Raw genomic sequence first — 16720 nt, 5'->3', positions numbered from 1 at the left:
GAAAGCAGCGGTGTCCAGTGAGCGACCAGAGGATGCGCGACTACCTCAACCGGGTGACCATCGACCTGCGGGACACCCGGCAGCGGCTCCGGGAGGCCGAGGCCCGCACGAGCGAGCCGATCGCGATCGTGGCGATGAGCTGCCGCTTCCCCGGCGGCGTCCGCACCCCCGAGGACCTGTGGGAACTGCTCGCCGAAGGCCGCGACACCATCGGGCCCGTCCCCGGCGACCGGGGCTGGGAGCGCGCCTGGCCGTCCGGCGGCACGGTCCCCGGGCGGGGGGCGTTCCTGGACGGCGCGGCGGACTTCGACCCGGAGTTCTTCGGCATCTCGCCCCGCGAGGCGGTCGCGATGGACCCGCAGCAGCGGCTGCTGCTGATGGCGTCCTGGGAGGCCGTCGAGCAGGCCGGCATCGACCCGCTCACCCTGCGCGGCAGCCGCACCGGGGTGTACGCCGCCGCCATCGACCAGGGGTACGCGACGCTGGGCCCCGGCGCGGCCGAAGCCGTCCAGGGGTTCCTGATGACGGGGAACTCGATGAGCGTGATGTCCGGGCGGGTGTCCTACGCGCTCGGTCTCGAAGGCCCGGCCGTCACCGTGGACACCGCCTGTTCGGCCTCGCTGGTGGCGCTGCACCTCGCGGCGCGCGCGCTGCGGGCCGGCGAGTGCTCGCTCGCGCTCGCCGGCGGGGTCAGCGTGATGGCGCTGCCGGCGGTGTTCGTCGAGTTCAGCCGGCAGGGCGCGATGTCCGCCGACGGCCGCTGCAAGCCGTTCGCGGCGGCCGCGGACGGCACCGGCTGGGGCGAGGGCGTGGGGATGCTGCTGCTGGAGCGGCTGTCGGACGCGCGCCGCAACGGCCGTACGGTGCTGGCCGTGCTGCGCGGTTCGGCGATCAACCAGGACGGCGCCAGCAACGGCCTGACCGCCCCCAACGGCCCCTCCCAGCAGCGGGTCATCCGGGCGGCGCTCGCCGACGCCGGGCTGACGACGTCCGACGTGGACGCGGTGGAGGCGCACGGCACCGGCACCACCCTCGGCGACCCGATCGAGGCCGACGCGCTGCTGGCCACCTACGGCCGGGACCGGCCCGCCGGGCGTCCGCTGTGGCTGGGGTCGCTGAAGTCGAACATCGGGCACACCCAGGCCGCCGCCGGGGTCGCTGGGGTCATCAAGACGGTGCTCGCGCTGCGGCACGCCGTCCTGCCCCGCACCCTGCACGTGGACGCGCCCACCCCGCACGCCGACTGGTCCTCGGGCGCCGTCGAACTCCTCACCGAGGCCCGCGACTGGCCCGCCGTCGACCGGCCGCGCCGGGCCGGGGTGTCCTCGTTCGGCATGAGCGGCACCAACGCGCACATCGTCCTCGAACAGGCACCGGAGCCGGAACAGGCCGAGGCCCCGGGAGCGGCGACCGACGGCCCGGACACGGCGACCGACGGACCGGAAACGGCGACCGACGGCCTGGACACCGCGGCCGGGGCGGGCGCGCCCGGGGCCGTGCTGCCCTGGGTGCTGTCCGGCCGCACCGCGTCCGCGCTCGGGGACCAGGCGGCCCGGCTGCGCGCCCGGCTCGCCACGGACGCGCCCGCACGGCCGGCCGACATCGGGTTCTCGCTGGCGACCACCCGGTCCGCCTTCGAACACCGGGCCGTGGTGATCGGCGACGGGAGCCCCGCGCTGCTGGACGGCCTCGCCGCCCTGTCCGGGCCGGGCACGGACCTCTCCACCGCCCCGGCCACGCCAGCCGACGTCGTCGTCGGCACCGGCCGGGTCGTCGAGGGCCGGACGGCCCTGGTGTTCCCCGGCCAGGGCTCCCAGTGGGCCGGCATGGCACAGGACCTGCTCGCCACCAGCCCTGCCTTCCGGGACCGCCTCGCCGCCTGCGACGCCGCCCTCTCCGCTCACGTCGACTGGCGGCTGCCCGCCGTCCTGGAGGGCGCGCCCGGGGCACCCTCCCTGGAACGGGTGGACGTGGTGCAGCCGGTGCTGTGGGCGGTGATGGTGTCACTGGCCGCGCACTGGGAGTCCTGGGGCGTCCGGCCCGACGCCGTGGTCGGGCACAGCCAGGGCGAGATCGCCGCCGCCGTGGTGGCGGGAGCGCTGAGCCTGGAGGACGGGGCGAAGGTCGTCGCCCTGCGCAGCCGGGCCATCCGGGCGCTGGCCGGACTCGGCGGCATGGTCGCGGTGTCCCTGCCCGAGGACCGGGTCCGCGCCGAGATCGCCCCCTGGGCCGAGAAGCTGTCGGTGGCCGCCGTCAACGGGCCCGCCGCCGTGGTGGTCTCGGGCGAGACCCAGGCCCTGGCCGAACTGCTCGCCCACTGCACCGCACAGGGCGTACGGGCCCGGTCCGTACCCGTGGACTACGCCTCGCACTCGGCCCAGGTCGAAGGGATCAGGTCCGAGGTGCTGGCCGCGCTGGCCGGCGTACGCCCGCTCCCGGCCCGGATCCCGCTGTTCTCCACCGTCACCGGCGACCGGCTCGACACCACGGCCATGGACGCCGACTACTGGTACCGCAACCTCCGCGGGACCGTCCGCTTCGACGCCGCCGTCCGCTCCCTGATCGAACAGGGCCACGAAGTCTTCGTCGAGGTGTCGCCGCACCCGGTGCTGACCATGGCCCTCCAGGACACCGCCGAGGCCACCGGCGCCGAGGAGCCGCCCGTGGTCGTCGGCACCCTGCGCCGCGACGAGGGCGGACCGCGCCGGGCCCTGCGCTCGGCCGCCGAACTGTGGGTGGCCGGCGCGGCCGTCGACTGGTCCGCGGTGTACGCCGGCACCGGCGCCCGCCCGACCGCCCTGCCCGGATACCCCTTCCAGCTGCGGCGCTACTGGCTGGAGCCGGAGGCGGCGCCCGGCACCGGAGCCGCCGCCGACCCGCACGACACGGCCTTCTGGCACATGGTCGACCACGACGCCCCGGCCGAGATCGCCGCCCACCTCGCCGTCGACGAGGACGCCCTCGCCCCCGTCCTGCCCGCCCTGCGAGGCTGGCGCAAACAGCGGCGCGACGAGAGCGTCATCGACTCCTGGCGCTACCGCATCGGCTGGCAGCCCCTGCCCGACCCGCCGGCCGCCACCCCCGCCGCCGGCACCTGGCTCGTCGTCCTGCCCGCCGGACACGACGACGACGCACGGGTACGCGGCCCGCTGCTCGCCCTCACCGAAGCGGGCGCCACCGTCGTCACGGCCGAACTCACCGCCGACGCCGTCAACCGCACGGACCTCGCGGACACGCTCGCCACCGCCCTCGGCGACCGCGTCCCGACGGGCGTCCTGTCGCTGCTGGCCGCCGACGACCGGCCCCACCCCGACCACCCGGCCCTGCCCACCGGGACGGCGCTCACCGTCGCCCTGGTGCAGGCCCTGGGCGACCTCGCCCTCACCGCACCCCTGTGGTGCGCCACCTCCGGGGCCGTGTCCACGGGCCAGGACGACCCGGTCACCCACCCCCGCCAGGCACTGGTCTGGGGCACCGGACTGGTGGCCGCCCTGGAACTGTCCGCCCGCTGGGGCGGACTCGTCGACCTGCCGCCGGACCTCGACGCCCGCGCCAGGACCCGCCTCGCCGCCGTCCTGACGGCCCCCGGCACCGGCCCGGACGGCCTCGGCCGCGAGGACCAGCTCGCCCTGCGCCCCACCGGCCTGCTGGCTCGCCGCCTCCGGCGCGCCCCCCGGAACGACAGCCCCACGAAGCACTGGAAGCCCCGCGGCACCGTCCTGCTGACCGGCGGCACCGGAGCCGTCGGCCCGCACCTCGTCCGCTGGCTGGCCCGCGGCGGCGCCACCCACCTCGTCCTGCCCGGCCGGCGTGGCCCCCAGGCACCCGGCGCGGCCGAACTCGCCGCGGAACTGGCCGCCCTCGGCGTACGACTGACCCTGCCCGTCTGCGACCTGGCGGACCGCCAGGCCGTCGCGGACCTGCTCACCGGCCTGGACACGGCGGGCGACCCGGTCACCGCGGTCGTCCACGCGGCCGCGTTCGTCGCGCTCGCCCCCCTCGACGGCACACCGATGTCCGCGTTCGAACAGATCGTCGCCGCCAAGGCCGCCGGCGCCGAACACCTCGACGCCCTGCTCGACCGCGAACTCGACGCCTTCGTCCTGTTCTCCTCGATCGCCGGAGTCTGGGGCAGCGGCGACCACGGCGCCTACGCCGCGGCCAACGCCTACCTCGACGCCCTGGCCCAGCACCGCCGGGCCCGCGGCCTCACCGCCACCACCGTCGACTGGGGCATCTGGCAGGCCGAGAACCCCTTCCAGGAGCGCACCGCCGGATCGGACGCCGACCTGTTCAACCTGGAGCAGCACGGCCTGCCCCGGATCGCCCCCGACCTCGCCGTCCACGCCCTGCAACAGGCACTCGACGACGACGAGACCGTACTCGCCGTCGCCGACGTCGACTGGGAGCAGTTCGCCGCCGTCTTCACCTCCACCCGCCGCAGCCCGCTGCTCACCGGCGTCCCCGAAGCCCGCCGCGCCCTGGAAGCCCCGACCGGCGACACGGAGGCACCCGCCGCCGCACTGCTGCGCCAACGGCTCGCCGCCCTCGCCGAATCCGAACAGCACCGCCTGCTGCTCGACCTGGTCCGCACCCACGCGGCAGCCGTCCTCGGCCATCCCTCGGTGGACGCGATCCGGCCCGGCACGGCGTTCCAGGACATGGGCTTCGCCTCCCTCACCGCGGTCGAACTCCGCAACCGGCTCAACACCGCCACCGGACTGCGGCTGCCGTCCACGCTGATCTTCGACCACCCGTCGTCCACCGCGCTCGCCCGGGAGATCCGCGCCGAACTGCTCGGCCGGCAGGCCACCGACCCGGACCCGGCCGCCCCGGACGCCGCCGCGCACCGGCCCGCGCCCGACGACGAGCCGATCGCGATCGTCTCCATGGCCTGCCGCTTCCCCGGCGGCGTCGGCACCCCCGAAGAGCTGTGGCGCCTGCTCGCCGACGGCGGCGACGCCGTCTCGGACTTCCCCACCGACCGAGGCTGGGACCTCGAAGCCCTCTACGACCCCGACCCCGACCGCCCCGGCACCTCGACCACCCGGCGAGGCGGCTTCCTGCACGACGCCGCCGACTTCGACGCGGAGTTCTTCGGCATCTCGCCGCGCGAGGCCCTGGCCATGGACCCCCAGCAGCGGCTGCTCCTGGAAACCACCTGGGAGGCGATCGAACGCGCCGCCATCGACCCGGCCGCCCTGCGCGGCAGCCGCACCGGAGTGTTCACCGGCGTCAACTACGCCGACTACGCGGCCGTCGTCGCCCAGTCGGAGGAAGGAGAGGGCCACCTGCTCACCGGCAGCGCACCCAGCGTCGTATCCGGCCGGGTCGCCTACACCCTGGGCCTCGAAGGCCCCGCCGTGACCATCGACACGGCCTGCTCCTCCTCGCTCGTCGCCATGCACTACGCCGGCCGGGCCCTGCGCGGCGGCGACTGCTCGCTCGCCCTGGTCGGCGGCGTCGCCCTGATGGCGACCCCCGGCTCCCTGATCAGCTTCTCCCGGCAACGGGGACTCGCCGAGGACGGCCGCTGCAAGGCCTTCTCGGACGACGCGGACGGCATGGGCATGGGCGAAGGCGTCGGCGTCCTGCTGCTGGAGCGGCTGTCGGACGCCCGCCGCAACGGACACCCGGTACTGGCGGTGGTACGCGGCTCCGCCGTCAACCAGGACGGCGCCAGCAACGGACTCTCCGCCCCCAACGGTCCGTCGCAGCAGCGGGTGATCCGGGCGGCGCTCGCGGACGCGGGCCTGACGGCGTCCGAGGTGGACGTGGTGGAGGCGCACGGCACCGGCACCACCCTCGGCGACCCCATCGAGGCGCAGGCCCTGCTGGCCACCTACGGCCAGGACCGGCCCGCCGGACGGCCCCTGCTGGTCGGCTCCCTCAAGTCCAACCTCGGCCACGCCCAGGCGGCATCGGGCGTGGCGGGGGTCATCAAGACGGTGCTGGCCATGCGGCACGGGCAGGTGCCCCGCACCCTGCACGTCAGCAGGCCCTCCGGCCACGTCGACTGGACGCGCGGAGCGCTGGCCCTCGCGATCGAGCAGCAGCCCTGGCCGTCCCACGGCCGCCCCTTCCGGGCCGGAGTGTCCTCCTTCGGCCTGAGCGGCACCAACGTTCACACCATCCTCGAACACACCCCCCTGGAGGACGACGGCCCGCCGGCCGAGCGCACCCCCCTGCCGGCGGTGCCCTGGCTGCTGTCGGCGAAGAGCCCGCAGGCACTGCGCCTCCAGGCCGACCGGCTGCGCCGCCACCTGGACGGCAACCCCGGGGCCGACCCGCGCGACATCGGATCCGCCCTGCACACGCGCACCGCCTTCGAGTACCGGAAGGCACTGGTCGGGGACCGGGACCAACTCCACACCCTGCTGGGCCGGATGGCCGACGAGGACTCGGGGGCGTGGGACGGCGGTCGACCGGTCGACGGTCGTTCGGTGCTGGTGTTCCCGGGTCAGGGTTCGCAGTGGGTGGGGATGGCCGCGGAGTTGCTGGCCGAATCGGCGGTGTTCGCGGAACGGATGGCGGAGTGTGAGCGGGCTCTGGCGCCTTACGTGGACTGGTCGTTGGCGGAGGCGCTGGGTTCGGAGGCCCTGCTGGCGCGCGTCGATGTGGTGCAGCCGGTGCTGTGGGCGGTGATGGTGTCGCTGGCGGAGGTGTGGGGCTCGTTCGGTGTCGTGCCGGACGCGGTGGTGGGCCACTCGCAGGGCGAGGTCGCGGCTGCGGTGGTGGCGGGTGGTCTGAGCCTGGAGGACGGGGCGCGGGTGGTCGCGTTGCGTTCCCGTGCGGTGGGTGCGTTGGCGGGCCGTGGCGGGATGGCGTCGGTGCCCCTGCCGGTGGAGGCGGTGCGGGAGCGGATCGCCTCGTGGGTGGGCCGGTTGTCGGTGGCGGCGGTGAACGGTCCGTCGTCGACGGTGGTGTCGGGTGACGCGGACGCGGTGGCGTCGCTGGTCGACGTGCTGGTGGGGGAGGGTGTGCGGGCGCGTGTGATCGAGGTCGACTACGCGTCGCACTCCGCGCACGTCGAGGAGGTCCGGGACCAGCTGCTGGCGGACCTGGACGGGATCACTCCTCTCGCAGGTTCGGTGCCGTTCTTCTCGACGGTGACGGGCGGCTGGCTGGACACCAAGTCCCTGGACGCCGAGTACTGGTACCGCAATCTCCGGGAGACCGTCGAGTTCGGCCAGGCCACGGCGGCGCTGCTGGGGGAGGGCTTCCGGTTCTTCGTGGAGTCCAGTCCGCACCCGGTGTTGGCCGTGGCGGTGGGGGAGTCGGTGGAGGCCGCCGACGTGGACGCCGCCGTGCTGGGGACGTTGCGGCGTGACGAAGGCGGCCTGGCCCAGGTGCTGCTCGCGGTCGGCCGTGCCTGGGAGCGCGGACTGGGGGCGGACTTCACGGGTGCGTTCCCGGAGGCGCGGCGTGTCGAGCTGCCGACCTACGCCTTCCAGCGCAGCCGCTACTGGCCCGAGCCGGCGCGCACCGCAGCGGCCGATGTGGGCGCCGCCGGGCTCGATCCGGCCGACCACCCCGTCCTCGGAGCGGCCGTCGAACTGGCCGACACGGGTGAACTGCTGCTCACGGGCCGGATCTCGCTGCGTACCCACCCCTGGCTCGCCGACCACGCGGTGGCCGGCACGGTCCTGCTGCCCGGTGCGGCCTTCGTGGAACTCGCGGTACGCGCGGCGGACGAGGCCGGCTGCCGCACGGTGGAGGAACTCACGCTCCAGTCACCGCTGTTGATACCCGCCGACACCGCCGTCCGCCTACAGGTCCGGGTCGGCGCCGCGGACGCGCACGGCAGCCGCTCACTGGACCTGTTCTCCTGCCGCGAGGACGCGGCGACCCCGCACTGGACCGCGCACGCGACCGGCAGGCTCACCGCCGACGCCACGACCCGCGAGCCGTCGCCCTCGGCCGTACCGGACGAGGCCGGCTCCTGGCCCCCGCCCGGCGCCGTCCCGATCCCCGTCGACGACCTGTACGAGCGGTTCGGTGCCTCCGGTTACGGCTACGGACCCGCCTTCCGCGGGCTCACCGCCGCCTGGCGCCGGGGTGACGAGATCTTCACCGAGGTCCGTCTGCCCGAGGACCAGCACCGGTCCGCCTCCGCCTTCGGCGTGCACCCCGCCCTCCTGGACGCCGCCATCCAGGGGCTGTTCCTGCGGGCTCGGCCGGACACCGGACCGGGCGAGGACCGGCCGTCCGCCGGACTGCCGTTCTCCTGGAGCGGAGTCGGGCTGCACGCCTCCGGAGCCACCGCGCTCAGGGTACGGCTCGGCTTCCGGCCGGACGGATCGGTGTCGATCGACGCGACCGACCCGAACGGCCTCCCGGTCGCGTCGGTCGAGGCGCTCGCCGTCCGCCCGGTCGACCTCGACACCCTCCGCCCGGGCGGCGGCCCGGAATCCCTCTACCGGGTGCAGTGGTCGGCGGCGCCCGCCACCGCACCCGCCGACCCCCTCGGACACTGGGCCGTCCTCGGCGGCGGGGAACTCTTCCCGGACAGTCACCCGGACCTGGCCGCGCTCGGTGCCGCGCTGGACGGGGGAGCGCCGTCGCCCGCCGCCGTGCTGGCCTGGTGCGACCACACCACCCCGGACCTCTCGTCCCCGCCCGACGCCGCATCCGTGCACACCGCACTGGACGACGCCCTGCGGCTCGTCCAGGACTGGCTGGCCGACCCGCGGTGGGACGACGGCACCCGGCTCGTGCTCGTCACCCGGGGCGCGGTCTCCACGGCAGCCGGCGAGGAGGTCACCGACCTCACCGGCGCCGCGGTCCGCGGCCTCGTCCGCTCCGCCCAGTCCGAGCACCCGGACCGCTTCCTGCTGATCGACACCGACGACCCGGCTGCCGTGGCCGGCCTGCTGCCCCGGGCACTGGCCGGAACGGAACCCCAGCTGGCGATACGCGGCGGAGAGCTCCTCGCCGCCCGCCTCACCAGGGCCACCGTCGCCACGGCCACGGACCCGGACCCGGACACACCGTCCGGTATCGCCGCGGCCGGGGGAACCGTCCTCGTCACCGGGGCCGGCGGCGCGCTCGGCGGCCTGGTGGCACAGCACCTCGTGACCGCGCACGGCGTACGGAACCTGCTGCTCGTCGGCAGGCGCGGCCCGGACGCCCGGGGCCTGGCCGACCTCGCCGCCGAACTGCGCGGCCTCGGCGCCCGGGTGGACGTGGAGGCCTGTGACGTCGCCGACCGGGACGCGCTCGCCGCGCTGCTCGCCGGCATCCCCGCCGACCGCCCGCTGAGCGCGGTCGTCCACGCGGCCGGCGTCCTGGACGACGGCACGATCGAGTCGCTGACCCCCGAGCGGATGCGCCACGTCCTGCGGCCCAAGGTCGACGCGGCCCTCAACCTGCACGACCTCACCCGTGACCTCGCGCTGTCGGCCTTCGTCCTGTTCTCCTCCGCGTCCGCCACGGTCGGCAACGCCGGGCAGGGCAACTACGCGGCCGCCAACGCCTTCCTCGACGCGCTCGCCCAGCACCGCCGTGCCCTGAAGCTGCCCGCCCAGTCGCTCGCCTGGGGCCTGTGGGCGCGCCGCAGCACCATGACCGGCACGCTCACCGCCGCCGACCTGCGGCGGATGTCCCGGGGAGGCACCGCGGCCATCGGCAGCGAAGAGGGCCTGGCCCTGTTCGACGCGGCGCTCACCCTGGACGAACCACTGCTCGTCCCGGTCAAGATCGACCTCGGCCGGCTCCGGACGGCGGCCCGGACCGGACCCGTCCCGGCCCTGCTCACCGCCCTGGTCCCCGGCACCGCACGCCGCCCCGCCTCCGGGGCGGACGCCGCCGAAGCGGACTCGCTGCGCCGCCGGCTGGCCGGCCTCACCCCGGAGGAACGCGTCGCCACCCTGCTCGACCTGGTACGGAGCCGGGTCGCCGACATCCTCGGCCACGGCGGGCCCGAGGCCGTCGACCCGGACCAGGCGTTCAAGGACCTCGGCTTCGACTCGCTCACCTCCGTCGAGCTCCGCAACCGGCTCGCCGCCGCCAGCGGCCGCCGGCTGCCCGCCACCCTGGTCTTCGACCACCCCACCCCGGCCGCCGTCGCCGCCTACCTCAGCGGGCGCCTGGTACCCGACGGGCCGGGCGGCCCGGCCGGCACCGGGAAGGCCGCCGGGGCGTACCCCGCCGACCGGCCGCAGACACCGGACACGCCGGCTCCCGCCGCCGACATCAACGCCATGGCCGTCGACGACCTCGTCCGGATGGCCCTGGGTGGCGAACGTGACTGACCGACAGCCGCAGAAGGAGAAGCCCGACCCCATGCCCACCGACACGGACCAGGTGGTCGCCGCCCTGCGCGCCTCGCTGGTGGACAACCAGCGCCTGCGGCAGGAGAACCGACGGCTCCGCGACGACTCCGCCGAGCCCATCGCCATCGTGGCGATGAGCTGCCGCTACCCCGGCGGCGTACGCACCCCGGAAGACCTGTGGGAGCTGCTGGTCAAGGAACGCGACGCGGTCTCGCCGTTCCCCACCGACCGCGGCTGGGACGTCGAGGGCGGCTTCGACGCCGACCCCGACGCCCCCGGCACCTTCTACGTCCGGGAAGGCGGCTTCCTCCACGACGCGACCGGCTTCGACCCCGGCTTCTTCGGTATCTCGCCGCGCGAGGCCCTGGCCATGGACCCGCAGCAACGGCTGCTGCTGGAAGCGTCCTGGGAAGCGGTGGAACGCGCGGGCATCGACCCGGCGACCCTGCGCGGCAGCCGCACCGGCGTCTACACCGGGGTGATCTACAGCGAGTACGGGTCCCGGCTCGGCCGGGTGCCCGACGAAGTGGAGGGCTTCCTCGGCACCGGCACCATCCCCAGCGTCGCCTCGGGCCGGATCGCCTACACCCTGGGCCTGGAAGGCCCGGCGGTCACCCTGGACACCGCCTGCTCGTCCTCCCTGGTCGCCGTCCACCTCGCCTGCCAGGGGCTGCGCTCCGGCGACACCACCCTCGCCCTGGCCGGCGGGGTGACCGTGATGTCCACCCCCGGCCTGTACGTCGGGTTCAGCCGCCAGCGCGGCCTGGCACCCGACGGGCGCAGCAAGTCCTTCTCGTCCGCGGCGGACGGAGCCGGGTTCGGGGAGGGCCTGGGCCTGCTCCTGCTGGAACGGCTTTCGGACGCCCGGCGCGCGGGGCACCCCGTCCTGGCCGTCATCCGCGGCTCGGCCGTCAACCAGGACGGCGCCAGCAACGGGCTGACCGCGCCGAACGGGCCCGCGCAGCAGCGCGTCATCAACGGGGCGCTCGCCCGTGCCGGACTCGACCCGTCCGAGGTCGACATGGTGGAGGCGCACGGCACCGGCACCGTCCTCGGCGACCCCATCGAGGCGCAGGCGCTCATGGCCACGTACGGTCAGGACCGGCCCGCCGGGCGGCCGTTGCGGCTGGGCTCGCTGAAGTCCAACCTGACCCACACCCAGGCCGCCGCGGGTGTCGGCGGAGTGATCAAGTCGGTGCTCGCGCTGCGGCACGGCGTGATGCCGCGCACCCTGCACGTCGACCGTCCCTCGCCCCAGATCGACTGGACCGAGGGAGCCGTCTCCCTGCTCACCGAGGCCGCCCCCTGGCCGGAGACGGGACGTCCGCGCCGGGCCGGGGTGTCCTCCTTCGGCGCCAGCGGCACCAACGCCCACGTCATCCTCGAACAGGCCCCGGCCGACCCGGCGGCTCCCGAGGGGCCCGCCACGCCGGAACCGGTGCCCGCCGCCGTCCCCTGGATCCTGTCGGCGCGTACTCCGGACGCGCTGCGCGCCCAGGCGACGGCGCTGTACGAGCGGGTGGTGGCGGAACCGGGCCTGAGCGTGACGGACGTCGGCCATTCGCTGGCGGCGGGGCGTTCGCGGTTCGCGGAGCGCGCGGTGGTGGTGGGGGCGGACCGGGACGAACTGCTGGCCGGTGTCGCCGCCCTGTCGCGGGGCGCGCGAGCGGCGGGCGTGACGGTCGGCAACGGGCTGCCCCCGGGCCGTTCGGTGCTGGTGTTCCCGGGTCAGGGATCGCAGTGGGTGGGGATGGCCGCGGAGCTGCTGGCCGAATCGGCGGTGTTCGCGGAACGGATGGCCGAGTGCGGGCGGGCGCTGGCGCCCTACGTCGACTGGTCGTTGGCGGAGGCGCTGGGTTCGGAGGCGCTGCTGGCGCGGGTCGACGTGGTGCAGCCGGTGCTGTGGTCGGTGATGGTGTCGCTGGCGGAGGTGTGGCGCTCGTTCGGCGTCGTACCGGACGCGGTGGTCGGCCACTCCCAGGGCGAGATCGCCGCCGCCGTGGTGGCGGGCGGCCTGAGCCTGGAGGACGGGGCCCGGGTGGTCGCGCTGCGTTCCCGCGCGGTGGGGGCGTTGGCGGGCCGTGGCGGGATGGCCTCGGTGCCCCTGCCGGTGGACGTGGCCCGGGAGCGCCTCGCCCCGTGGGCGGGCCGGCTCTCGGTGGCGGCGGTGAACGGCCCGTCATCGGTGGCGGTGTCGGGCGACGCCGACGCGGTCACGGCCCTGGTGGAGGAACTCCTGGAGGAAGGGGTGTGGGCGACCCGCATCGAAACCGACTTCGCGTCGCACTCCTCGCACGTGGAGCGGATCCGCGAGCGCCTGCTCGCCGACCTGGACGGGATCACCCCCCTCGCGGGTACGGTGCCCTACTACTCCAGCGTGACCGGCGGCCTGCTGGACACGACGTCCCTGGGCCCCGAGTACTGGTACCGCAACATCCGGCAGACCGTCGAGTTCGAGCGGGCGACCCGCTCGCTCCTCGCAGCCGGGCACCGCGTCCTCATCGAGGCCGGCCCCCAGCCCGCCCTGATGTACGCGATCGAGGACACCGCCGCCGACGCGGGCGCCCCGGAGACGCTGGTGCTCGACACCCTGCGGCGCGGGGCCGGAGGGCTCCGCCGACTCCAGCTCGCGCTCGCTGAGGCACACGTCCGGGGCCTGCGCGTCGACTGGGAGCGGCTGTTCGCGGGAACCGGCGCCCAGCGGGTGGACCTGCCCACCTACGCCTTCCAACGACGCCGCTACTGGCTCGACGCCCTGCCGGCCGAGCGGGACCAGGCGGCCGCCGGCCAGTCCGCCGCGGACCACCCGCTGCTCGGCGCGGCGGTCGACCTGCCCGACGACGCGGGCACCCTCTTCACCGGCCGGCTCTCCCTGGCCACCCACCCCTGGCTCGCCGACCACGCCGTGGCCGGAACCGTGATCCTGCCCGGCGCGGCCCTCGTGGAGCTGGCCGCGCACGTGGGCCGCAGCCTCGGCTGCGCCCTCGTGGAGGAACTGACCCTCGCCGCCCCGCTGCTGCTGCCCGACGACCAGGCCGTGCAACTGCGCGTACGGGTGGGCGCCGAAGACGGCACGGGACGGCGCCCGGTGGAGTTCCACTCCCGGCCCGAGGCCGCCCCCGGCTCCGCCGACCGGCCCTGGACCCGGCACGCGACCGGCGCGGTCGGCCCCCTGGACCCCTCGGCCGACCCGGACCCCTCAGTCGACCTGGACCCTTCGGCCGACCGGGACGACACGACCGAACCGGCCGGCACCTGGCCCCCGCCCGACGCCGTCCCCCTCGACGTGGACGAACTGTACGGGCTGCTCGAAACCCGGGGCGTCGCCTACGGCCCGGCGTTCCGGGGCCTGCGCGCCGCATGGCGCACCGCGGACGCGATCCACGCCGAAGTAGCCCTGCCCGACGGCCTCCCCGCCGGCGGAGCGGGCGGCTTCGGCGTGCACCCGGCGCTCCTGGACGCGGCCCTCCAGACGACCGGTCTGCGCGAAGGCGCCGCGACGGCGGAGCCCGCCGACGGCGTCCCCCTGCCGTTCTCCTGGCAGCGCGTCGCGATCGAGACCTCCGACGCGCCGGTCCTGCGCGTCCGGCTGCGCCCCGACGGCCCGGACGCCGTCACCGCGCGCATCACCGATCCCTCGGGGCGCACGGTGGCGACGGTCGGCTCGCTCACCCTGCGCACGGCGTCCACCGCCGCACTGCGGGCTTCCTCCGACTCCGTTTTCCACGTCGGCTGGACGCCGGTCACTGCCGGGCCCGGCCCGCGCCCGGTGACCCGCTGGGGCCTCCTCGGCCCGCAGGACGAGCGGCTGCTGCCGGCCGCCTTGCCCACCGAACCCCCGTCCGCGACACCCGACGCGATGCTGCTGACCTGCCCCCCGTCCGCCGACACCGTGACCACGGACGGCGTGACCGCAGACGGCGCGTCCGCCGACACCGTGGCCGCGGACGCCTCCGCCCGGGACGCGGACCCGGCGGCGGTGCACGCGGTCGCGTCCGGGGTCCTGGAGCGCCTCCAGGCCCACCTGGCCGACGACACCACCGCCCGTACGCCCCTGGTGGTGCTCACCCGGGGCGCGACCGGCCCGCTCGGCGCGCGGCCGCAGCCGACGGACCTCGGTGCGGCGGCTGTCTGGGGCATGCTCCGAGCCGCCCAGCTCGAACACCCCGACCGGTTCGTGCTGCTGGACACCGAAGGGCCGGACCCGGACGGTCTCGGCGACGCGCTCGCCGAGCTCCTCGCCACGGGCGAGCCGCAGGCGGCCCTGCGCGGTGGCGTCCTGTACGCGCCCCGACTGGTACGCCCGCCGGCCATCACCGCCACGGCCACCAGGGCCACCGCCACAGACACCGCCACCACCGCCACGGCCACCGAGACCCGGCCGGCCGGCCCGTTCGGGCCGTCCGAAGGGACGGTACTGGTGAGCGGGGGCGGCGCCCTCGCGGCCGTCCTGGCGCGCCACCTGGTCGCCGCGCACGGGGTACGCCACCTCCTCGTGCTGAGCCGCCGCGGCGCCGATGCCCCCGGCATGCCGGAGCTGACGGCGGAGCTGGCCGAGGCCGGAGCCGAACTGGCCGCCGTCAGCTGTGATGTGTCCGACCGTCAGGCCCTGGCCGCCGCCCTGGCGGCCATCCCCGAACGCCATCCGCTGTGCGCCGTGGTCCACACCGCCGGAGTGCTCGACGACGGTCTGCTGGACGGGCTGACGGGGGAGCGGATGACCGCCGTCCTGCGGCCCAAGTTCGACGCCGCTCGGCACCTCGACCAGCTGACGCGGGGAGCGGACCTGTCCGCGTTCGTCGTCTTCTCCTCCGCCGCGGGCGTGCTGGGCAGCCCCGGCCAGGCGTCCTACTCGGCCGCCAACGCCGCCCTCGACGCCCTCGTCGCGGAACGCCGACGGCTCGGGCTCCCCGGCCTGTCCCTGGCCTGGGGCCCCTGGGAGCGGGCGAGCGGGATGACGGCGGAGCTCGGCGACGCCGACCGGCGGCGCATCGACCGGCGCGGCGCCCGCGGCCTCTCCGACGAGGAGGCCATGGCCCTGCTGGACACGGTGTGCGCCCCGGACGCCGCCCCGCCGGGGGACGGGAGCCCCGTCGTCCTGGCCCACCTCGACCTCACCGTGCGCGGCGACGGCCCGGTGCACCCGATGCTGCGCTCGCTGGTCCGGCGCGGCCCGAGCGCGACGACCGGAGCGAAGGGGACGCCGACCGCCGCTGCGGCGCTGCGGCAACGGCTCGACGCCGCCGCCGACGCCCAGGAACGCGGGCTGGTCCTGCTCGACATCGTCCTCGCCCAGGCCGCCGAAGTCCTCGGCCACACCGACTCCGGGGCGCTGTCCGCGACGGTGCCCTTCCTCTCCGTCGGATTCGACTCGTTGACCGCGGTCGAGCTCCGCAACCGGCTGGCCGCCGCCACCGGACTGCGGTTGCGGCCCTCCGCCGTCTTCGACAGCGGCACCCCCGCCGTGCTCGCGGAGCGCCTCGCCGCCGAGGCCCGGACGGACGACACCCCCCGGCCCGACACGGCACCCGCAACCGGAACCGCCGCAACCGGAGCCGCCGCGACCGGAACCGACGGCGCCGACACCGACCCGGTGAGCGTGCTGTTCCGCCGGGCCTGCGAACTCGGCCGGATCGACGACGGCATCGCCCTGCTCAAGCACGCCTCCGCCCTGCGCCCGGCCTTCCCCAGCGGCAGCGACCTCGCGGCCGCCGGCGCCGGGCCGCGGCTGCTGCGCCTGAACGAGCGCGCCGACGCCCCCGTACTCGTCTGCTTCGGCTCCATCGTCGCCCTCGGCGGTGCCCACCAGTACGCCCGCTTCGCCGCCCGCTTCCGGGACCGCTACGCCGTCGCGGCCCTGGACGCCCCCGGATTCGCCCCCGAGGAGGAACTGCCCGCCGACATGGCGGCCCTGCTGGACTTCCAGGCGACGACACTGCTCCGGGAACTGCCCGGACGGACGCTCGTCCTGGCCGGCTCCTCCTCCGGCGGCACGCTCGCCCACGGAGTGGCCGCCGCGCTGGAGCAGCGCGGCGAGGGCCCGGCGGCCGTGGTGCTGCTGGACACCTACCTCTCCGACAACCAGGGCATCACCCAGTTCAACGACGTCCTGCTGGGCGGCATGTTCGACCGCGAGGACCGGGCGGCCCCGATGGACGGGACCAGGCTGACCGCGATGGGCGGCTACTTCCGTCTGCTCGACGACTGGAAACCCCCGGCGGTCCGCGCCCCGCTGCTGCTGGTCCGCGCCTCCACCCCGCTCGGCCGCCCGTCCGCCGACGCCGGTGACTGGCGCTCGACCTGGGCCGGCGCCGACACCGTCGTCGACGTTCCCGGAGACCACTTCTCGCTCATGGAACAGCATGTCGCGACCACCGGCGACGCCGTCGCCGACTGGCTCGCCACCACCCTCCGCACCCCCGAAGACCTGTGAAACCGAAGGAGAT

Annotated in this window: 2 protein-coding genes; both read left to right on the top strand. The window is 75.9% G+C overall.

Annotated features, from left to right (window positions below; genetic code table 11):
• Positions 1-17: 17 nt before the first annotated feature.
• Positions 18-10253: a type I polyketide synthase gene (locus ACFQ6N_RS10950; protein WP_380648446.1), complete on the top strand. Its 10236-nt coding sequence runs from the start codon at positions 18-20 to the stop codon at positions 10251-10253.
• Positions 10254-10284: 31 nt separating this feature from the next.
• Positions 10285-16707: a type I polyketide synthase gene (locus ACFQ6N_RS10945; RefSeq protein WP_380648445.1), complete on the top strand. Its 6423-nt coding sequence runs from the start codon at positions 10285-10287 to the stop codon at positions 16705-16707.
• Positions 16708-16720 lie beyond the last annotated feature (13 nt).

Origin of the sequence: Kitasatospora sp. NPDC056446 (assembly GCF_042796115.1) — a bacterium.
Lineage (GTDB): Bacteria > Actinomycetota > Actinomycetes > Streptomycetales > Streptomycetaceae > Kitasatospora.
This window is presented reverse-complemented; position numbering and strand designations above follow the sequence as displayed.

Excerpts from the sequence above, each read along its gene's own strand:
- ACFQ6N_RS10945 (WP_380648445.1), top strand. The coding sequence starts at position 10,285 with ATGCCCACCGACACGGACCAGGTGGTCGCCGCCCTGCGCGCCTCGCTG.